The organism is Microbacterium sp. EST19A (genome assembly GCF_019969685.1).
In the GTDB taxonomy this organism is placed as follows: Bacteria; Actinomycetota; Actinomycetes; order Actinomycetales; family Microbacteriaceae; genus Microbacterium.
On sequence record NZ_JAHXYZ010000001.1, the window covers coordinates 242,512 to 262,591 of the forward strand.

General features: G+C 70.2%; 16 protein-coding genes. 9 read left to right on the forward strand and 7 right to left on the reverse strand.

Annotated elements, in window-relative coordinates:
- Positions 1–49: 49 nt before the first annotated feature.
- On the reverse strand, positions 50–2,032 hold the full coding sequence (locus LC452_RS01320) for an LPXTG cell wall anchor domain-containing protein (protein WP_223622218.1): 1,983 nt from the start codon (positions 2,030–2,032) through the stop codon (positions 50–52).
- Positions 2,033–2,271: 239 nt separating this feature from the next.
- Between LC452_RS01320 and LC452_RS01325 the strand changes: the two genes are divergently transcribed.
- Positions 2,272–4,020: an ATP-binding protein gene (locus tag LC452_RS01325; protein ID WP_223622219.1), complete on the forward strand. Its 1,749-nt coding sequence runs from the start codon at positions 2,272–2,274 to the stop codon at positions 4,018–4,020.
- Positions 4,008–4,673: a response regulator transcription factor gene (locus LC452_RS01330; protein WP_223622220.1), complete on the forward strand. Its 666-nt coding sequence runs from the start codon at positions 4,008–4,010 to the stop codon at positions 4,671–4,673. The genes LC452_RS01325 and LC452_RS01330 overlap by 13 nt, the downstream gene beginning before the upstream one ends.
- A 36-nt stretch (positions 4,674–4,709) precedes the next feature.
- On the opposite strand, the gene LC452_RS01335 is transcribed toward LC452_RS01330, so the two are convergent.
- The 6 genes from LC452_RS01335 to LC452_RS01360 form a co-directional block, all read right to left on the reverse strand.
- A complete protein-coding gene (locus LC452_RS01335) occupies positions 4,710–6,908 on the reverse strand; it encodes an NHLP bacteriocin export ABC transporter permease/ATPase subunit (protein ID WP_223622221.1) in 2,199 nt (732 codons plus the stop codon).
- Positions 6,905–9,106, reverse strand: a complete 2,202-nt coding sequence (locus LC452_RS01340; protein ID WP_223622222.1) for an NHLP family bacteriocin export ABC transporter peptidase/permease/ATPase subunit — start codon at positions 9,104–9,106, stop codon at positions 6,905–6,907. The genes LC452_RS01335 and LC452_RS01340 overlap by 4 nt, the downstream gene beginning before the upstream one ends.
- Positions 9,103–9,921 (reverse strand): HlyD family efflux transporter periplasmic adaptor subunit, encoded by an 819-nt coding sequence (locus LC452_RS01345; protein WP_223622223.1) that lies wholly within the window; start codon positions 9,919–9,921, stop codon positions 9,103–9,105. The genes LC452_RS01340 and LC452_RS01345 overlap by 4 nt, the downstream gene beginning before the upstream one ends.
- A gap of 113 nt (positions 9,922–10,034) precedes the next feature.
- Positions 10,035–11,423 (reverse strand): SagB family peptide dehydrogenase, encoded by a 1,389-nt coding sequence (locus LC452_RS22010; protein WP_223622224.1) that lies wholly within the window; start codon positions 11,421–11,423, stop codon positions 10,035–10,037.
- On the reverse strand, positions 11,420–13,696 hold the full coding sequence (locus tag LC452_RS01355) for a TOMM precursor leader peptide-binding protein (protein ID WP_223622225.1): 2,277 nt from the start codon (positions 13,694–13,696) through the stop codon (positions 11,420–11,422). The genes LC452_RS22010 and LC452_RS01355 overlap by 4 nt, the downstream gene beginning before the upstream one ends.
- A 116-nt stretch (positions 13,697–13,812) precedes the next feature.
- Positions 13,813–14,103 (reverse strand): NHLP leader peptide family RiPP precursor, encoded by a 291-nt coding sequence (locus LC452_RS01360; RefSeq protein ID WP_223622226.1) that lies wholly within the window; start codon positions 14,101–14,103, stop codon positions 13,813–13,815.
- A 252-nt stretch (positions 14,104–14,355) separates the two neighbouring features.
- Between LC452_RS01360 and LC452_RS01365 the strand changes: the two genes are divergently transcribed.
- The 7 genes from LC452_RS01365 to LC452_RS01395 all read left to right on the forward strand — a co-directional run bounded on the left by LC452_RS01365 (position 14,356) and on the right by LC452_RS01395 (position 20,079).
- Positions 14,356–14,508: a hypothetical protein gene (locus tag LC452_RS01365; RefSeq protein ID WP_223622227.1), complete on the forward strand. Its 153-nt coding sequence runs from the start codon at positions 14,356–14,358 to the stop codon at positions 14,506–14,508.
- Positions 14,509–14,523: 15 nt separating this feature from the next.
- On the forward strand, positions 14,524–14,862 hold the full coding sequence (locus LC452_RS01370; protein WP_223622228.1) for a hypothetical protein: 339 nt from the start codon (positions 14,524–14,526) through the stop codon (positions 14,860–14,862).
- A 123-nt stretch (positions 14,863–14,985) separates the two neighbouring features.
- Positions 14,986–15,717: a hypothetical protein gene (locus LC452_RS01375; RefSeq protein WP_223622229.1), complete on the forward strand. Its 732-nt coding sequence runs from the start codon at positions 14,986–14,988 to the stop codon at positions 15,715–15,717.
- A gap of 90 nt (positions 15,718–15,807) precedes the next feature.
- Positions 15,808–16,650, forward strand: a complete 843-nt coding sequence (locus LC452_RS01380) for an AraC family transcriptional regulator (protein ID WP_223622230.1) — start codon at positions 15,808–15,810, stop codon at positions 16,648–16,650.
- 164 nt (positions 16,651–16,814) lie between these two features.
- Positions 16,815–17,876: an ABC transporter substrate-binding protein gene (locus tag LC452_RS01385; RefSeq protein ID WP_223622231.1), complete on the forward strand. Its 1,062-nt coding sequence runs from the start codon at positions 16,815–16,817 to the stop codon at positions 17,874–17,876.
- 8 nt (positions 17,877–17,884) lie between these two features.
- The gene (locus LC452_RS01390; protein WP_223622232.1) at positions 17,885–18,982 is read left to right on the forward strand and encodes an iron ABC transporter permease; all 1,098 of its coding nucleotides are present in this window, start codon (positions 17,885–17,887) and stop codon (positions 18,980–18,982) included.
- Positions 18,979–20,079 carry an iron chelate uptake ABC transporter family permease subunit gene (locus tag LC452_RS01395; RefSeq protein ID WP_223622233.1) on the forward strand — a complete coding sequence of 367 codons (1,101 nt, stop codon included), beginning with the start codon at positions 18,979–18,981 and terminating at the stop codon, positions 20,077–20,079. The genes LC452_RS01390 and LC452_RS01395 overlap by 4 nt, the downstream gene beginning before the upstream one ends.
- Position 20,080: the final 1 nt, after the last annotated feature.

Consider the following 20,080-nt stretch of genomic DNA (forward strand, 5'->3'; position numbering starts at 1 on the left):
AGGACGCCCGGGCCTGAGCCCGGGCGTCCTCTTTCGTGTGCGGATCCGGCTACTCGATCCGCTGGTGACGCCGACGGCGCAACACCAGCAGCAGGCCACCGGCGAGGGTGAGGCCCGCCGCCAGGGTCACCGTCAGCACGTCAGCCGTTCCGCCCGTCTGAGCCAGAGAGCCCGAGCGCCCCGCTGCGCGTGCGGCAGCCGCAGCCGCTTCCGCGGCGGCCGCAGCGGCTGCCGGATCGAGATCGGTCAGCGGCGGGTTCTGCACGCCGCCCACACCCCCGCCGGTCCAGCCGGGGATCGCCTCGGTCTCGACCCAGTAGTTCCAGGTGTTGTCGCCGGCGAGCGGGAAGTCGGCGACGACGCCCTGCAGCAGGAACAGACGGTCTCCGCGCAGCACGTAGATGTCGCCCTCGGTGTGCACGATGGTCGGCGCACCCACGATGAAGGCTCTCTTCCCGTGCTCGATCTCGACGTCCTGCTCATCGGCCACCGAGGTCTCGGAGGCGATCTCGTACTCGAACGAGGCCTTGATCTCGGCCTTGTACTTGAACCCGATCCCGCCTTCGACGCCGAGGGTCAGTTCCGTGCCGAACGTGGTCGTGGTGGACTGCTTGGATTCGAACTTGAACCCGTGCGTGATCGGCTTCTCACTGCTCCGGTTCTCCCACTTCCCGGACATCGCCCGGGGGTCGCCCTCCTTCGAGACCACGGTCGCGAGACGCAGGTCGCAGTCGTCGGGTCGAACCGAGCAGACGTCACGGTAGAGGTCGGTCTGACGGGGTCGCTCGGTCGCCGGGATCACCGTGATGTCGCGCTTGGCGACGATGATGGTCGCGACCCAGTTCCCGCTGTCGGCTCGTTCTCCGGTCGCGGTGCAGGTGAACGGCGCCGCCTTCGCGGGCTTCAGGTCGCGCCACGCGGTGCTTCCGGTCGGCTCCAGGTCGAAGACCCAACAGGACGTCTCGTTCGATCCCGAGCGGTTCCGGCTCACGATCCCGGCGATGAAGTACTTCGAATCGACCACGGTCGGAACGCCGTTGACGTCCTGCGTGTCCTGGATCCGGTAGGAGAATCGCGTCTTGGCCATGTCGTCCTCGACGGAGATGCCCTTGTCCGACTCGCGCATGACGGTCGAGAAGAACGTCGTCGCCGCGGTTCCCACGGAGGGCGCTCCGGCGATCCGGAACGGCTGCTCGAAGTAGTACTGGCCGTCCGCGAGCGATACCGGGCCGACCGTGTGGATGGTTCCGGACGACTCGACGTAGCGGTTCATCTCGATCGCGAACGTGTAGCGCACGTTCGGGAAGTTCTGCGTCATGTGCGGGAAGCACGTGTACGGCGCCGGGTTCGCGATCACGCCGCCCGCGCGCGGGTCGCCCTTGTAGACGTCGCACTGCGCGTAGCTGGATCCGCCCTCGACATGCATGCGCGTCTGGATCCAGGTGTTCTCGTCGGGTGCGCCCGGCATGGCCATGCGGACCTTGTAGACGACGGTCGCATCGATGCCCGACGCGGCCGGGTCGTTGTAGCCTCCCGAGACGCTGTAGACGTTCGAGGTGGTTGCCGAGACGTTCCCCGCGAGAGAGGCCACGAAGCCCTTCGTCGTGCCCGTCAGCGCCCCGTCGGAGAGAGTGACGCGGTGCAGATCGACACTGGCCCAGAGGGTCCCACGCTGCTCGGCGAGCGCGCCGACGCCGCCGTCGTCTTCCGCTGCTTCGTCACCGGCGTCGTCAACGGCGTCGTCACCGGCAGGCAGCTCGTCGGCGCTCGCCACGGCCTCATCGAGGCCCGGCTCCGGCGCTGCGCTCTCATCGTCGGTCTTCTCCGGCGCACCGGCATCCGGCGCACCGGCATCCGGTGCCCCTCCGGTGTCGGGCGGCGACACCGCCGGGTCGACCGTCTCGACGATCGGCTGTTCCGCCGCTCCGTCGTCCGCGGCGGCGGGAAGCGCGAACGCGCCCCCCATGGCGAGCGATGACGCGATCAGCATCCCTGCTGTCACGATCGCGGTGGCCTTTCTTCGAATTCCCATGTTCTCGTCCCTGGAGTCGGTCGCTCCGGTGCGAGCCACCGGAGCACGGTGGATGACGCGACGCGCCACTCCCGATCCATGCTCCGGGGGCCCGTGGACCGACACCATGGACCTGGGTCGCGGGTGTCTCCGGCAGGGGGATGCCGCCGTCGAGGAAAGGGGACCCAGGTCCCTTGAGCGCCGTCCCGGCGTCGGCGAGTGTGGGACGTGATCGCGTCCATCGCTCGAGAGGGACCCCTGTGTCTTCCGACAGTTCTGTCTCCCCGCTCACCGATCCGACCCCGCGACGCCTGCAGGGCGGGCGCGTGGGATCGCTCGAGCTCGCCCTGATCTTCCTCGTCGTGCTCTCGGTCCTGATCGGCGTGATCGTGATCGCTGTCGGAGCCGGCCCGGAAGGCAGCCTCTTCGAGGTCCTCGAGTTCGTCGCACTGTTCTGGATCTGGGTGGCGGCGGGCGTCTGCGCCTGGTGGCGGCGGCCCACGAACGGGATCGGCGGCCTGCTCCTCGTCGGCGCCGTCTCGATCCTGATCGTCTCGACCGGATACCTCGGTGTTCCCGGACTGGTCCCGTTGTACATGGTCTTCGGCAGCAGCACGCTCGCCGTCGCCGTGCACCTGCTGCTCGCCTTCCCCTCCGGTCGGCTGCGCGGCCGGTTCTCGACCTTCATCGTCGTGTACGTCTACATCATCGCGATCGGCTTCGACACCGCCCGGGCACTGGCACAGGACACCGCGGCCTTCGGCCCCCTGTCGTTCGCGCAGACCTGGCTCGGACTCAGCGCGATGATCATGGCGGCCATCGTGATGGCGCGACGCCTGCGCGCCGCCGACCCGGTGCACCGCCGTGTGCTGCTCCCGCTCTTCGCCTACGGGATCATCGCCGTCGTGGGGCTGCCGAACGTCCCGAACATCCTGTTCCCCCTGGGCGCACCCGCAGTGCTGATCATCTCGCTGCAGATCCTCCTCATGGCCGGCCTCCCGATCGCGTTCCTCCTCGGGGTGCTCCTGGGCAGCTTCACGCGCACGACCCCGCTCGAGGCTCTGAGCGAGTGGCTCGCCATCCGCGGAGCGAGCCGTCCTGCCGTGGCCCAGGCGCTCGCCACGACGCTCGGCGACAGCACGCTGCGGGTCGTCTACTGGGATGCGCCGCAGAACCGGTTCGTCGACGAAGACGGCGACGAGGTCGTCGTCGACTCGTCCGACTCCGAGCGCGGGTGGTTGCAGGTCGTCGTCGATGAGGAGCTGGTCGGCGCAGTGGCCTACGACGCGCGGATCATCGCCGAGCCGACTCCCGTGCGCCGCGCCGCCGAGGTGCTCGCGATCGCCCTCGACCGAGAGCGTCTGACAACGCAGCTGCTCTCCAGCAATGAGGCGCTCACCCTCTCCCGGGTGCGTATCGTCGAAGCGGCTGACCGCGAGCGCTTCCGCATCGCCCGCGATCTGCACGACGGTCTGCAGATGCAGCTCGTGCTGCTCGCGATCGAAGCCCAGACGATCGCCAACTCCGCACCGGACTCCCCCATGGGCGGCGACATCGAGGGGCTCCGCCACGGTATCGACACGGCGGCAGCCGACCTGCGGCACCTCGTGCACAACGTGCTGCCGGCCGCTCTGCTCGAGCAGGGGCTCGTCGCCGCGACCGAGGATCTCGTCGACCGCCTGGCGGTCCCCGCCACCCTGGAAGCCGAACTCGATGAGTCGACGATCGCGACCTCCACGGCCCACACCGCCTACTTCATCGTCGCCGAGGCCCTCGCCAACACGGTCAAGCACGCGCGGGCGTCGAACGTGCGCGTCGCGATGTCGCAGGACGACGAGACCATGACCCTCGCGATCGAGGACGACGGCATCGGCGGCGCGCGCATCGGCGCGGGGATCGGCCTCCGGGGCCTCGCGGACCGCGTCGAGGCGCTCAAGGGCACGATCGACATCCAGTCCTCGCCCGGTCGGGGAACCACCGTTCGAGTGGAGCTGCCATGCGCGTCGTGATCGGCGAAGACGAGGTGCTGCTGCGCGAAGGCATCGCGCACATCCTCGCGAGAGACGGATTCGACGTGCTCGCGACCGTGAGCGATGCCGCGCAGCTCGAACGCGAAGTGGCACGCCACGAGCCGGAGCTCGTCGTGACCGACATCCGGATGCCACCGACGTACACGGACGAGGGCCTCGTGGCAGCCCTCCGCATCCGTCGCACGCGCCCTGCGATCGGCGTGGTCGTCGTGTCGCAGCACGTGCAGCGCCGCTACGCCAGCGAACTCCTCGAGGGCGGAGAAGGCGGCTTCGGGTACCTGCTGAAGCAGCGGATCGCCGACGCGCACACGTTCACCGCCGACATCCGCCGCGTCGCCGCCGGAGGGACCGCGCTCGATCCCGAGGTGGTGTCGGTGCTGGTGGCGCGGGCGAGCCGCGGCGCGTCGCCCCTCGGGCGTCTGACTCCGCGGCAGGTCGAGGTGCTCGGGCTGATGGCGGAGGGTCGCAGCAACGCCGCGATCGCCGCGCAGCTGGTGCTGAGCGAGAAGGCCGTCGTGCAGCACACCTCGCACATCTACGACGCCCTGGGGCTGCCGGTGGATGCCGACGACCACCGCCGCGTGCTCGCCGTGATCCGTCACCTGCAGGCAGCGGTTCCGCCCGCCCGCTGAGTGCGTCGGCGGACTCAGCGAACCGCGGAGCGCGTCTCAGGCGAGCTGACGACGGGCCTGCGCCGCGAAGGCCCCGTCGCGCGCCATGAGCTCGTCGAACGTGCCCGATTCGACGACGCGCCCGCGCTCGAGGTAGTGGATGCGGTCGGCATCCATCACGGTGCTGAGGCGGTGCGCGATCACGATCCGCGTCACCGAGAGGCGTGCCAGGCTCTCGGCGACGACCGCCTGCGTCACGTTGTCGAGAGCGCTCGTGGCCTCGTCGAAGAGCAGGATGCGCGGATCCCCCGCGAGCGCCCGGGCGATGAGCAGCCGCTGTCGCTGCCCTCCGGACAAGGTGGACCCGCCCTCGGTGATGACCGTGTGCATGCCCATCGGCATCGCACGCACGTCGTCGGCGAAGCCGGCCCGCTCCGCCGCACGCCACGCGGCGTCGATGGTGAGACCGACGGCATCCCCGAGGATGTTCGTCAGGATCGACCCCGGCAGCGGCTCGACCGTCTGCAGCACCACGCCGAACTGTCGGCGCACGGCACGCAGATCGAGGCCGGAGAGATCCTGGTCGTCGAGATAGACACCACCCTCCTCCGGTGTCTCGAATCCGAGCAGCAGACGCCCGAGCGTCGACTTGCCGGAACCGGACGGGCCGACGAGCGCGACCGCGCTTCCCGGCGGGATGCTGATCGAGACGTCGTCCAGCACGGCCGGACCATCCGGGTCGTAGCGGAACGTGACACCGCTGAACTGCACGTCTCCGCGGAGCTCGCCCGGCTCGGCCTTGGCCTCGTCGTCTTCGGGGTGTTCGCTCAGCACGGGCAGGACGCGCGTCATCCCGGGTGCGGCCTGCACGAGCTGCGTGACGATGGCGATGATCGAGAGCACCGCACCGACCACCTGCCCGAACGCCGCGTTGATGGCGAGGAACTCCCCCGGTCCGGCGAGCGGTGGATCACTCAACCCGACGGCCGCGAAGAGCACGAGCGACCCGATGACGGGGAAGACCGCCAGGGTGACGTTCATCAGGTTCTGCGCCCGGCGGACGTCGTTCTGCGCCGCGCGCCGCGCGCGGAACCGCTCGGCCCAGCGCTCGAACGCCTTCTCGTGCGCTCCCGCGACGCGCAGCTTGCTGATGCCGGTGACGAGCTCGAGCACGAGCCCGCTCAGCTGTCCCGCGGTCTCCTCCACGGCCTGCGAACGCCGCAGCTGGGCGCGGCTCGAGATGACGACGAGCGCTGCGAGGACGGCGATCAGCAGCGTCGCGATCACCCCGAACACGATGCTGTAGAACCAGATGAGGCCGAGGCTCAGGACCGTGGTCGCGACGCCGAGGAGCGCGACCACCGCGCCGCCGCCGACGACCTGCACGATGGTCTCCACGGATTGCATCCGGACTGCGAGGTCACCGGACGAGTAGCGGCGGAAGAAAGTCGCGGGCAGCGAGAGCAGCCGATTCCAGACTGCGGCGACCAGGAAGGTGCTGACCCTCCCCTGCACGCGCAGCGCGGAGATCGCCGTGGCCAGCTGCAGCAGAGCTCCGGCGAGCGCCGCCACGACGAGGGCGAGCGAGAGCTGCAGGAGGTCCGGCAGGTCCGCCTCCGGGATCACCGCCCCGACGATGCGGCCCGTCACGATCGGCACCGCGAGCGCGACGACGGCCGCCCCGAGAGCGACCGCCACCAGCCGGATGATGTCACGGCGCGAGGGGATCAGCGCGGCACGCAGCAGCGCCGGGAGCGTGACAGCTCCCTCGGGGAGGGGCCGGTACACGACGACGGCATCTTCGTCGATCGTCGCCGCGATCGTGGCGTCGACGAGCACGCGCGCACGTGTCCGCGGATCGATCAGTTCGTACCGCGAGAGACCCCGAGGCAGCAGCGCGACCGGCGCACCGCCGTCGACGAGCCGCGCGAGCATCGGACCGGTGCCGTGCGTCCACCATCCGGCCGTCAGCCGCACCGGACGCGTGCGGACCCGGGCGAGCCGCGCGAGGGTCGAGACGCGATCCGCGCCGCCGGCGTCCGCGGGCATCGGCGTGAACGCCGCTCCGAGCGCCTTGATGATCACGGCGAACGCCGCGTCGAGAGGATCTCCCCCGGCGGTGCCGGCCGCGACCGGATCCGGCGTGCCGACCAGCGAGCGGAGCTCGGCGAGAGCGTTCGCCATCGCCGACATCCGGCCCGCTCGTCGGGCGCGCACACGCGCGGCGCCGTGGAGCTCGCTGTCGTCGACGTTCATCGGGCACCGCTCTCGGCCGAGAAGAGGAGGCTGTAGGGGCCGCCGCTGACGATCATCTCGTCGTGGGTCCCGCGTTCGACGATGCGACCGCGATCCAGGACGATGATCTCGTCGCAGTCCCGGATCGTGCTCAGCCGGTGGGCCACGATCAGCGTCGTGCATCCGCGTCGGCGGATGTTCCGGTCGATGAGCTCCTCGGTCGTCGGGTCGAGGGCGCTCGTCGCCTCGTCGAGGATCAGGATGCTCGGCTCCGCGACGAGAGCGCGGGCGATCTCGAGCCGTTGCGCCTCACCGCCGCTGAAGTTCCCGCCGCTCTCGCGCACGTCGGCGGAGTAGCCGCCGGGTCGGCGAGCGATCTGCTCGTGGATCAGCGCGTCCTGCGCGGCGCCGACCACGCGCGCCGTGGGGACCGTCGCGTCCCAGAGCGTGAGGTTGTCGCGCACGGTGCCGCTGAACAGCCGGATGTCCTGGTCGACGAGGGCGACGGACGAGGTGATGGTATCGGCAGGCCATTCGTCGCGAGCACGGCCGTCGAAGAGGATCTCTCCGCTCCACGGCTCATGGAGTCCGGCGACGAGCCGACTGATCGTCGACTTGCCGCTGCCGGAACCGCCCACGAGCGCCACCCGGCTTCCGGGGTGCACCGTGATGTCGACGGCATCCAGCAGCGGCGGCTCGAGAGGGCTGTAGCCGAACGTGACGGCGCGGAGCTCCACCATCCCGGTGAGCCGGATCTCGAGCTCCTCGGCTCTGAGGCGCTCACCCGCGTCGACCACCGGATTCGCGAGCACATCGTCGAGCCGCGCGAGGTCGCCGCCGATCTCCTGCAGCGTTCCGCCGAGCTGCACGAAACGCCCGATCGGCTCGGTGGCCCGCCCCATGAGGGTCTGGAACGCGATGAGGGTGCCGAGACTCAACGCGCCCGCGATCACCTCACGCCCGCCCCACCCCAGAATCGCCGCCGTCGTGAGGGCGGCGACCAGCGGGGGGACGATGGTCAGCGGCAACGAGGCCCACCCGAGCCGCTGCGTGCCGGAGACCGTCCGGGCATGCAGCCCCGTGATCTTGGTGAAGAGGTCCGACTCACGACCGGCCGCCTTGATCGATTCGATGGAGCGGATGCCGCTCATCGCGCTTCCGAGCAGCAACCCGGCATCCTGCAGCATCCGGAGTACCTCGTCGCGACGGCGGGCGCCGACGAGGCGGAGGACGAGGACGTCGACAGCGATCCCGACGACCCCGAGCAGGGCGAGCCCCGGGCTGTAGCCGAACATGACGACGAAGTAGAACACGACCACGACCGAGTCGATGAGAGCGGTCGCCACCTCGCTCGACAGCAGCACGGCGACACGGTCGTTCCGGGGGACGCGCCCCGAGATCTCGCCTGGCGAGCGGGAGGCATGGAACCGGATCGGCAGTCGCAGGACATGCCACAGGAAGGAGCTCGAGCTCTGCAGCGAGAGCTTCGTCTCGAGCGCGAGGAGGTAGTGCTGCCGGAGGCCCGTGAGCAGTCCGATCGTCGCGGCGGCGCCCGCGAGCAGGGCGAGGATCGGCCAGATCGCGCCCGGCGTCTCGGCGACCAGCACCTGGTCCACGAACGCCTTCATCAGCACGGCGGTCGCCAGCCCCGGGATCACCAATGCGAGACCGGCGAGGACGACGTACAGCAGTCCGGACAGCGAGTTGCGCAGCCGTCGCCCGAGACTCGTCAGCAGGGGCGGCGGCTTCCCGCCCTTCACGAAGTCCACGCCCGGCTCGAGGCGCAGCACGACGCCCGTGAAGCCCTTGTCGAACTCGTCATCCGTGACCGTGCGCGAGCCCACCGCGGGATCCTTCAGGAACCAGCGGCCCGGCGCGTAGCCCTCGACGACGAGGAAGTGGTTGAAGTTCCAGAAGACGATCGCCGGCAGGGTTCCCGCACGCAGCTCGTCCGGCTCCTGCCGGAATCCCTTCGCCGTCATCCCGTACGTGCGTGCGGCCTTGACGATGCTGCTCGCCTTCACCCCGTCGCGGGACACCCCGCTCGTCTCCCGCAGCTCGTCCAGAGGCACCCAGCGGCCGTGGTGCGCGAGGACCATCCGCAGCGATGCCGCACCGCATTCCGCGGCCTCCATCTGGATCACCGTGGGCACCCGCTCGCGCCGCGCTCGGGGGAGGAGGGCCGCGGTGCGCCCGCTCGTCGTCTCGGTCTCGGTCATCCGCCGGCACGATCCGACGGGAAGAGAAGGGTGATCGGGGTCTGTGTGGCGATCGTCACCGTCGAGTTCACGAGCGTCCCCGCGCTCAGCTCTTCGGATGGCCCGGCACCGGAGGTCCAGGCGTAGCCGCTCGGCGTCTCGGCCGGGGTCAGGGCCACCTCGATCTGGAACACGGGCACGCCGCCCACGACGATGTTGGTGATGTCGTCGTTGTTCAGGAGCGCTCCGACGCCGGCGCGCGTGGCCGGATGGGTCCCGACCCTCGTGACCGTGCCGAGCAGCAGTCCGTAGTCCTCCGGCGCGACGGTCGTGACCGCGATCTGCACGGTCATCCCCGGCCGGATCGGCTGGCTCTCGGCCACCGGGATGAACAGGTACGACCGGAGCTCGTCCTCGGGCTGGATCGAGACCACTGTTCCGCCCGCCAGCACCGCATCGGTCGGGTACGCGAGCATCTCGACGACCTCGCCGCTCGCACTCGCCGGGACGGTGACCTCTCCCGTGGCGGTCGCGATCACGGCGACCGGGTCACCCTGCGACACCTGGTCCCCCTGCGAGACCAGCATCTCGGAGACGATGCCCTCCTCGGGCGAGAGGCTGTTCGAGCTGCCGGACGGCGTCGTCAGCACTCCTGCGGCGGGAACGGTCGTCTGCACGGTGCCGAGGAAGCACCAGGCGACGAATCCGGCCAGCACGAGCCCCACGGCGCCGAGCGCGATCCAGCCTGCGGGACGCACCAGGCGCACCTCGGTGTCGAGCTGCTCCGGGCTGGACAGATGCCCCATCGCGCTCGCCCGGTAGACGGGTGAACTCACCGTGCCCTCCTGTCCTGTGCGCTTCTGATCGGCGTCTCGCGCCCCGACAGCCCACGATCGCAGTGCGACGGTTCGCGGGCCATAGACCCAGGTCCCATCCGGCGCACGGGGCGTCAGGCACCGAGCATGAGCTCGCCCACGGAGGGCTCCTCGAGCGGATCCGTGCCGGCGGCGGTGGCGAAGGCCTCGCTGTCGCCACCGCCCAGCGGACAGCTCCCGAGCCCCATCGCGGTGGCCACCAGCTGCATGGACTGGTAGACGACGCCGACGTTCTTCAGGAGGAGCGCGTAGGCGATGCCCTCGTACTTCCAGGACAATCGGGCGACGTCGGCGGCGAGGATCACGAGCACGGGCGGAACCCCCGGGGCACCGGAGGCGCGACGGGCGTCGTCGAGGAGCCGGGCGACGAGCGGTCCGGCGGGTGTCACGAGATCCAGCCGGTGGCCGACCGAGTCGTAGCGGTAGAGCCCGGCGTCGATGCCCTCGCAGGCCGACACCGCCAGGTAGGTGATGAGTTCGCTGATTCCGCCCGCTGCCGGATGCGGGCGGTCCAGTCGGGGGTAGTCGTGCGGTTCCGGCCCGGCCGCGATCTCTCGGCGGACCCGCACGGTGCGGAACAGGAACTCGCCGAGACGAGGGAGGTCGAGCGGTCCCAGAGCACGGCGCGATGTCCGCTCCTCCATCACCCGCGCGAGCGGCACGTCCTCCGCCAGGAGCGCGGCCAGATCCGGGCGCGGCAGGGCGACGCCGCTCGATCCCGCGGTGTGGCGGAGCGCGCGGGGCGCCGGACACACGTCGGCGAACCGGAACGTCGCGCCGCCGGGGCGGTCTCCCCGTGCGCCGCGCGAGCGGACATGCAGCCGCAGGTCGTGCGGCTCCCACGGCGCCTGAACGGGGTCGCGATCCTCCCGCGCGAGGCCGTCCTGATGGACCTCGACCAGGAGACCCGCGGCGCGGAGGTCGGCCGCGAGGTCGGCATCCGCCTGCAGGTCGTCGGATGCCACCGCCCGATCAGCGAACCGCAGCACGGTCGCGGCCGCGCCGAGTGAGAGCTCCACACGCATCGACGCGATCGGCGACTCCAGCACGATGGCATCGCCCTGACGGGCCAGCGACGCGAAACGCGACAGTCGCAGCCGCCCCGACGACGACGCCGGTGCATGGGCGAGATCGGGGGCGTCGGCGTGGACCGGGACGAAGACCGCCTGAGGCGAACCGTCTTGGGCGAAGCGTCGGAAGTCGATGAGCCCGCTCTCGATGGCTCGTCGGCTCCAGCGCAGCCACCGTGCGAGTCCGAGCGCGCCGCTCTCCTCTGCCACCGCGTCGAGCGTCGCCGCATCCGCCGGACCGGTGCGGAGAAGATCGAACGCTCGACGTTCCGGCGTTCCCGGGCGCGGCACGGCCATGGCCGACCGCGAGCCCACCAGGACGGATGCATCGCCGTGCTCCGCCGGAGCCGCGATCACCTCGCCGCGGAGCGCGACGTGAACCGGCCCGTTCACAGGAAGAAGGGGATGGGGTTGAGCTGCGCCGGGGTGTTCGGCCGGTCGAGCCAGCCGAGCTGCACGGGCACGTCGTAGAGGCGTCCCGGGGCGAGCCTCGACCAGAACGGCCGCAGGCCCGGCACGAACACCCGAGCGACCGGCAGGCCGATGTCGCGACGGGTCTGATCGAGCACGAGAAGAGACATTCCCGCGCGCTCGACCCGCTCACGGCAGAGGCGCACGTCTTCGGCGAGGTCGGCGCCCACGAGGCTCGGATGATCTTCGAGTCGCCACGGCGAAGCGGCGGGATCAGGGGTGAAGTGCGGCTGGTTCTCGAGCGTCGCCGTGCGCAGCCAGGCACCCAGTTCCTCATCGGTGTCCAGGAACGCGGGGTCATCGAGGTGCTCATCCGTCGTCGACATCTGCCCGATCTCACCGAGAGCCCGCGTGATCGCGATGCGCGGGTCGAGATGCGCGCCGAAACCCATGAGCAGCGCCTCGGGTGAGCCGGCGGCGCGGCGGGAGAGCGCCGCGAAGGTGGGGATCCCCAGATCCGTCGTGAGGTCGATCGCCCAGACCTCGCGCCCCTTCGCGGCGTACTCCCGCACCGTGCCGTCGATCCACGGGTCCTCGAAGCTCCCGAGATCGACGGCTGGCCGGCGGACGCGGTTGTACCACCACATCGCGACGCCGTCGCGTTCCACGAGCTCGAAGAACCCCTGCAGGATCGCCTCGGTGAGCGTGTTCCCCGCAGCGCAGCCGTTGGAGTTCGAAGAGATCCCCATCTCCCTCGCTCCCGCGGTGCCGTAGAAGCAGAGCGCTGTGGGCAGCAGCACCTCGCGGTCGTCGGTGAGGGACCAGACCGGCGTCCAGTCGATCACCGCCTCCTCGTCGAAGCGCGCGGGAACGCGGTTGAACCACCCGGCATCCGGGCGCGGCGCCGCATCCAGCTGGTGCTCGCTGAAGAGCATGATGCGGTTGGGGTGCAGGGCACGGTCGCCGAGACCGCGCAGACTCCCCCGCACCACGGGCTCCTCGCCGTGGCGCGTGGACGAGTACCGCTCGAGTGCCTCCGCCAGCGCGCCGGTGCGCGCCTGCTCTCTCGTCGCGCCCTTGCCCGCGGACCGCGCGCGGACCGTCATCTTCAGGGTCAGGAGGTCTTCGGGTTCGAGACCGAGATTGGAGCCGGCGTACCAGACGTGGATGCCGTCGTACCGGGTCGGCTGCTCCTCGAGTTCGGCGACCGCTCCCGATATCGCGCTGACGTGGTGCCGGAACCGTCGGTACGTCTCCTCGGGCGGCGCGGTGCGCAGCCCGCCGCCGTCATCGGTGCGCGCTCGTTCCGGCATCGGCCGCACGCGCGGATCCCCCGGCAGCGTCGGTTCGCCGCACGCGGGGCACTGCGGGCGGCGCACGACCACGTGGCGGGACGTCGACCAGTCCGCGACAGCCAGGCGGAGGATGCCGGCCGAGCCCGGAGGCGCATCGTCGACCGCGACCGGAAGGATGCCCCGCAGCAGCTTCGCGGCTTCGAGGGCGACGAGGCGCCCGACCGACGCCGCCGATCGCGCGGTGGAGAGCATCGGGACGGTGAGCGCGGAGCCGTCGGACGCACGGAGCACGGCATGGAGCCGCCGGCGCATGCGGCGCCGGTTCATCAGACATTCCCAGCACGCGGTCGTACCTGGCCGGAAGAACGGGCCGATCCAGACGTCGAGGGCATCGGGGCGCACGAGGAGCCAGGGCACCCCCGCCTCCAGACCCGACAGGTTGATCCGCTCGAGCACGGGATCGGTGTAGTCCTCCGCCACCACCAGCCGGAGATCCGAGACGACGGCGAGGAACGCGGACGGATCACGGGACACGTGGACGACGGCGGCGTCGTCGCGAAGCTCCTGCGCGATGACCTCCAGCACGTCGTCCGGCACGCCGGCCGTCGCGAAGACCGCGACGCCGTGCCGCGCGCGTCGGCCATCATCCCCGCCGAGTTCGGCCCAGAACGCCCGCTCCCGAGCAGCGGCGCGGTCGGTGCCCGGCGCGATCACGCCGCGCCGGTGCAACTGGTGGATCGCGAACAGCACCCGTTCGGGCGCATGCGTACGACCGATCATCTCGACGATCTCGTCCGACGTGCGCGTGCCGTCGACGAGCTCGATGACCGCCTCGAGCACCGCACCGCGCAGCAGCGACGACTCCTCGCCCCGCAGCACGACCACGCCTGCCCCGTCGAGAACCTGCACGCTGACGCGAGGATCGAGGGCCCAGGGCGGCGCATCGCGCGTGTCGACCATCGGATGTCCGTTCCGTCGAAGACCGAGAAGAAGGGCGGACGATGATCGCCGTGCCATGGGCGCCCCCGCGCACCACGTCACGGCGACATCGTCCGCCCCCGGCGAGTTCCCTGCTGCTACTTGCCGAGCCGCTTGTAGTCCTCGGGCGTCGACAGCGTCGGGTACCAGAACGCGGTGCCGCCCGCGACCGAGTCGAGCGCGTCGTCGGAGAGTTCGCTCGGACGGGCAGGCAGGGTGAGGTTGATCACGTCAGCGGTGTCCTCATTGATGACGATGCTCTTGCCTGCCGGCAGTTCGACGCCCTCCGCCAGGAGGGTCGCACCCGGGTCGGCGATGAGCCGGGCGCGGAAGCCGTCGTCGGCCCAGGCCTTGGCAATGATCTTGGCGTATTCGTTCTGGTCGGACATGAGAACCTCTCGTTCGATATGAGTCGGATGCTCGAGCACGGAGGGATCCCCGCTCGATGTCTCAACGATCCCGGTTCCGCGCGGGTACGACCATGGACCTGAATCCCCTGTCCTGACGTGCACGCACCGAGGGTGCGGCATCCGGTGGAAGGGGCGACCTGCGTCCATGGTGCGTCCTCGTCGCGCCGACGCAGCATGGTCTGACCAGCCCGCGAGCCCCGCCCGGCCGGTGTGTGGTGAAGGGAGGAAACGGTGACCGAGCACAAGAAGGAGAAGCCGATCCCCGCGTCCGATCCGCTCACCAATGAACAGCTGGACGAAGTGGCCGGTGCGAGCATCCGCTCTCCCCTGCCCGACGCGGACCTGCTGAAGCCCTATCCGCCCTGGCCGGGGACAACCCGATGAAATGGAGCCAACAGAATGACCGACACGACACCCGCCCCGCGGAGCGCGGCCGCGTCAGCGGCGCAGACGTCGCCCACCGACAAGCCGGCGGGGCGCTCCCTCGGACTCGCCATCGCGAGCCTCTTCTTCGCGCTGTCCGTCCCGATCCCCGTCTGGGGGCTCTTCATGCTGTTCCTGGCCGTGCCACTGGGGATCGCCGCGCTCGTGGGCGGCCACTCGCGCCTGAAGACGTCGCGCACGTCGGGGGCGGGGCGACGCAAGGTGACCACAGCGCTGGTGCTCGCGTACACGAGCCTCGCGATCTGCGCCCTCACCACCCTGTTCTGGGTGATCACGATGGCGATTCCGCGGTGAGCACCATCGCGTGAATTTCGCAGAACGACACGGACCTCGCAGGAATCCATGGAATCCCTGCGAGGTTCGCGTCGTTCTGCGAAATTCTGCACGGAGTCGGGCCCGCCCTCTATCCTCTTTTGCATGTACACACCGGATGTCAGGCGCTGGACCGGAATCTCGGCGATCGCGGTCGCGGTCTTCCTCGGCATCGAGGGCACGACCAAGATCACGACCGGCACCCGCCCGGAGCTGGACGAGTCGCAGGCGCTCATCGACTACACCGTGGCCACGAGCACCCAGACCATCATCGTGATCCTGTCGGACACCTTCCTGATGGCGTTCCTCATCGTCTTCCTGGCATGCTTCCGGCAGCTGGTGACGAAGGCCCGAACCGATCTGCAGTGGATCGCCGACATCACCTTCGGCGCCGGCCTCACCTTCGTCGCGGTCACGCTCGTCGGCGACGCGATGGACGGCGGCGCCGCGCTGGCCGTGATGGGCATCGAACCGGATGCCTCCGTCATCCGCACGCTGATCCTGGGGCACAGCATCATGTTCGGATCGACCGGAGCCGTGCTGCTCGCCCTCACGTCGGCGACCGCCGCCTACCTCACGTTCGCGTCGAGGGTCGTGCCGCGCTGGACCGGTGTGCTCGCGGCGGCGACCGCCGGCTCGAACCTCGCCTGGGCGATCGTCGGCCTGAACGGCACGTCCCCCAACGACTTCTTCGCGGTCGGCGGCGCCGGCAACGCGATCCTCGCGATCTTCCCGTGGTTGGTCTGGGTCTTCTGCGTCGGCGTCACCACCGTGCGCGGCGCGCGCCCGGGAACCCACAAGTCGGGTGCGCCGCTGGCCAGGAGTGCGACCGGATAGACGGCGCGAGCGGATTACGATTGCGGAGACATCGCCGTCCCAGCGGCAGCGCGTCATGGCTGCGCTGGTGACGGCCACGCGGAGCGCACGATGAACTCATACCGACAGGACGACTGGGACGCGAGCCCGGAGCATCCGTCGACCGTCACGGCGCCGTACCTGATGGGCACCGGCGTCGTGACCGGCGACGACACCGGCACCCGCCCCCTCTCTCCTCCGCACTCCCACGCCGATGCGATGCTCGCGTGGTGCTACCGCGGCACCGTGTGGGTGCATCTGCAGGACACCATGTGGCGGCTCGCACCGGGCCAGGGCGTCTGGATTCCGGCCCGCACACCGCACACCGCCCATCACGAGCGGGACTCCATCGGCTGCTACACCTACCTGCCGGCGTCATCGGCGATCACCCCGATCGACGACATCAGCCGGGTTCTCGTGCCGCGCGCCGTGCAGGAGATGCTTCTCCACCTGGGCATCAACGACATGCCGACCGATCTGCGCGTGCGCATCCAGTCCACGCTGATCGAGATGATGCAGCAGCCGGCGCCCGAGGCGCTCGAAGGCTGGGGCGAGGTGCCGCTGCCGACCGACGAGCGGGTGCGGGCCCTCGTACAGACGGTGCTGGACGACCCGGGCGACCCGCGCAGCGCCAACGAGCTGTTCCTCGCCCACGGGCTGCACGAGCGCACCGTGCTGCGGATCTTCCAGAACGACGTGGGCATGACCTTCGGACGGTGGCGCACCGGCGTGCGCATGACCCTGGGGGCGCGACTGATCGTCGACGGCACGCCGATCGGCGCCGCAGCGCACCGCTGCGGCTACGCCACGACGAGCGCGTTCTCCGCGAGCTTCAAAGAGCGGTTCGGACTGACGCCACGTCAGCATGTCGCCCGCGTGCAGGCCGACTCGGCGCATCACCTGTACTGGCGCTGATCCTCGCCGATCCGACCGGATCTGTCTGTTCAGCGACACAAGTCGTCTGTCGATCGACACTGATCCCACGCTGGGCGTTCTAGCATCGATGTGTTAGGGCATGCTTACCTAACCTCCGCTGCGCTGACGCGGCACTCCCCTCCCCCTTTCTCTGAAGGAGAATCATGACGCACGCTCTCGCGCGCCCGAAAACACGTCGAGGTGCCGCGCTCGTCGCTGCCGCCATCGCCGCCGCTCTCACCCTCGCCGGCTGCACGGCATCCGCCGACACAGCCGCATCGGCGCCGACGTCGACCGACGGTGTGGTCATCGAGCACGCCCACGGCGAGACCGTGATCGCCGAGAAGCCGCAGCGCATCGTCACCCTCGGCTGGATGACCTCCGACATCGTCGCCGCCCTCGGCACCAACCCGGTCGGCATGGAAGAGGTCTGGGGCGCCGACGAGAGCGGCTTCCAGCCGTGGTTCGAGGACTACGTCACCGAAGAGTACGGCGAGCTGCCCGAGATCATCCCCTTCACCGATGACGGCCCCAACTACGAGGCCATCAAGGCGCTGAAGCCCGACCTGATCCTGAGCCTCTACTCGGGCATCACCGACGTGCAGTACGAGCGCCTCACCGAGATCGCGCCGACCGTCCCCTACATCGAGCGCGCCTGGGACCCGAGCACGTGGCAGGACATGACCCGCACCATCGGCAAGGCGATGTCGGAGGACGCGAAGGCGGAAGAGCTGATCGCCGAGACCGAGGAGCAGATCACCACGCTCGCCGACGCGCACCCCGAGTTCGACGGCAAGACGTTCGTCTGGGGCCTGACCCTGAACGAAGGCGGCACCGACCTCGGCGTCTACCTCGAGTACGACCCGCGCGTGCGCATCACGGAAGCCCTCGGCTTCACCTCGACCTCGGCGATGGACGACTTCCTCTCGACCGCCGAGGGCGACAACTGGTACACCGGCGTCAGCCTGGAGAAGCTCTACGACGTGCAGGCCGATCTCTTCGCCGCGTGGGGCAGCAGCGCGGACGAGGGTGAGTACACGGTCGAGAACAAGGTCGTCTCCCGGTGGGAGCCGATCGCGGCCGGGTCGTACGTGATCTACGCCGACGATGCCGAGGCATCCGCCATCAGCGCGCCGACCGTGCTGTCGCTGAAGCACATCCTCCCGAAGTACGTCGACGACCTCGCGGCCGCGCTGCAGGGCGAGCCGACGATCGCGGGAGAGTGATCTCCGAGATGTCGCGGCCGACTCCACCCCCGGCTCCGCTGGCGACGGAAGACGGCAGCGATGTCTCGAACACCGGCGCGGGGAGTCGTGCAGACGACTCCCCGCGCCGCACCGCCGCACTCGCGGTCGGCCTCGCCCTGGCCATCGCGGTGCTGGTGCTCGCAGCGATCGCCTCGCTCGCGGTCGGCAACCGGGCCATCGACCCGGCGACCGTGCTGAGTGCCCTGTTCTCCTACGACGACGAGAACCCGCTGCACCTGATGGTGCAGGAGCTGCGCGTGCCGCGCACGCTGCTCGGCATCGTGGTCGGCGCGGCACTCGCCGTCTGCGGTGGGCTGATCCAGGCCTTCACGCGCAATCCGCTCGCCGATCCCGGCATCCTCGGTGTGAACGCCGGAGCATCCTTCGCCGTCACCTTCGCCGTCGGTGTGCTCGGTCTGACGACTCCCGGCGCCTACGTGCCCTTCGCCCTGGGCGGGGCACTCGTGCTCACTCTGCTCGTCTATACGCTCGGGTCGTTCGGAGCATCCGGAGCGACCCCCATGAAGCTCACTCTTGCCGGCGTCGCCCTCGGTGCAGCATTCACCGGCTTCACGACCGCGATCGTGCTGCGCGACGTCGGCACGCTGCAGGTCATGCGCTTCTGGGGCGTCGGCTCCATCGGCGGCCGCACGCTCGACCAGCTCGCCTGGGCCGCACCGCTGATCGCCGCCGGCCTCCTCATCGGCCTGCTCTGCGCGCGCTCGCTGAACGTGCTGGCGCTCGGCGACGATCTGGCGCAGGCCCTCGGCGCCCGCGTGCGGGTGACCCGTGTGCTCGTCATCATCGCCGTCACCCTGCTCGCCGGCACGAGCGTCGCCGCGGCCGGTCCCATCGCCTTCGTCGGACTCATGATCCCCCACATCGTCCGCTGGTTCACCGGCCCCGACCAGCGCTGGGTGCTCACCTATTCGATGATCATCGGCCCCGCGTTCCTGCTGCTCGCCGACATCCTCGGCCGCATCGTGCTGCCGAACGGCGAGCTGCGCGTCGGCATCGTCACGGCCCTGCTCGGCGCCCCGATCCTGATCCTCCTCGTTCGTCGCAAGCGGGTGAGCGGACTGTGAGCATCGACCAGCGCCCGCTCTCCCCGGCCGTCGACGAACGCCCCGCAGCCATCGCGCCCGTCGACTTCGGCCGACGCCTGCTCCGCATCGAGACGAGCCGACTGGCCGCCCTGATCCCGGTGCGCTCGATCGTCGTGTGCGCCGTGCTCGTCGTCGTGATCGTCGTCGCCGGACTGCTCTCCATGACGATCGGCGCCTACGAGGTGGACTTCCCGTCCGTGCTGCGCGCGATCGTCGACCCCGCATCCGACCCGGACATCCGCCAGGTCGTCTTCGAGTGGCGGCTGCCGCGCGTGCTCTTCGCCGTGCTCTGCGGTGCGGCGCTCGCCCTCGCCGGCGGCATCTTCCAGTCGCTCACCCGCAACCCCCTCGGCTCCCCCGACATCATCGGCTTCGGCATCGGCGCCCAGTTCGGCGTGACGCTCACCATGGTGGTGCTGGAGCTGAACACGTACATGTTCAAGGCGGCCGGCGCACTGGTCGGCGGCCTGATCACGGCGCTGCTCGTGTACGTGCTGGCGAGCAGGAACACCATGTCGTCGTTCCGGCTGATCATCGTCGGCATCGGCGTCTCGGCCGGCCTCGGCTCGCTCACGTCGTGGATCATGATCTCGGTCAGCATCGAGAAGGCCATGATGGCCGCGACCTGGGGAGCCGGGTCCCTCGCCTCGCTCGGCTTCGACCAGCTCATCCCGGCCGCGATCGTGTTCGCGGTCGTCACGCTCGCTGCCCTCCCGCTCAACCGCACCCTCCCGGTGCTCGAGATGGGCGACGACGCGGCGACGGCGCTCGGCATCCGTCCGGGCCGCACCCGACTCGCCGCGATGATCTTCGGCGTGGCGCTGGTCGCGCTCGTGACCGCCGCCGCCGGCCCGATCTCCTTCATCGCGCTCGCAGCTCCCCAGATCTCGCAGCGCCTCACCCGCTCGAACACCCCGATGGGCACAGCTCCCGTGATGCTGACCGGCGCCGCCCTCGTCGTGGTCTCCGACGCTGTCGCCCAGCTCGTCGCCGTGCCCGTCGGCGTCGTGACCGTGTCGGTCGGCGGCATCTATCTCGCCTGGCTGCTCGCCGCCCAGTACGCGCGCCGCGCCTGAA

What these genes read in the sequence shown, in the direction of transcription:
- LC452_RS01320 (WP_223622218.1), bottom strand. Translation starts at nt 2,032, where the DNA reads ATGGGAATTCGAAGAAAGGCCACCGCGATCGTGACAGCAGGGATGCTG.
- LC452_RS01355 (WP_223622225.1), bottom strand. Translation starts at nt 13,696, where the DNA reads ATGGTCGACACGCGCGATGCGCCGCCCTGGGCCCTCGATCCTCGCGTC.
- LC452_RS01335 (WP_223622221.1), bottom strand. Translation starts at nt 6,908, where the DNA reads ATGAACGTCGACGACAGCGAGCTCCACGGCGCCGCGCGTGTGCGCGCC.
- LC452_RS01360 (WP_223622226.1), bottom strand. Translation starts at nt 14,103, where the DNA reads ATGTCCGACCAGAACGAATACGCCAAGATCATTGCCAAGGCCTGGGCC.
- LC452_RS01330 (WP_223622220.1), top strand. Translation starts at nt 4,008, where the DNA reads ATGCGCGTCGTGATCGGCGAAGACGAGGTGCTGCTGCGCGAAGGCATC.
- LC452_RS01390 (WP_223622232.1), top strand. Translation starts at nt 17,885, where the DNA reads ATGTCGCGGCCGACTCCACCCCCGGCTCCGCTGGCGACGGAAGACGGC.
- LC452_RS01385 (WP_223622231.1), top strand. Translation starts at nt 16,815, where the DNA reads ATGACGCACGCTCTCGCGCGCCCGAAAACACGTCGAGGTGCCGCGCTC.
- LC452_RS01340 (WP_223622222.1), bottom strand. Translation starts at nt 9,106, where the DNA reads ATGACCGAGACCGAGACGACGAGCGGGCGCACCGCGGCCCTCCTCCCC.
- LC452_RS01375 (WP_223622229.1), top strand. Translation starts at nt 14,986, where the DNA reads ATGTACACACCGGATGTCAGGCGCTGGACCGGAATCTCGGCGATCGCG.
- LC452_RS01380 (WP_223622230.1), top strand. Translation starts at nt 15,808, where the DNA reads ATGAACTCATACCGACAGGACGACTGGGACGCGAGCCCGGAGCATCCG.
- LC452_RS01370 (WP_223622228.1), top strand. Translation starts at nt 14,524, where the DNA reads ATGACCGACACGACACCCGCCCCGCGGAGCGCGGCCGCGTCAGCGGCG.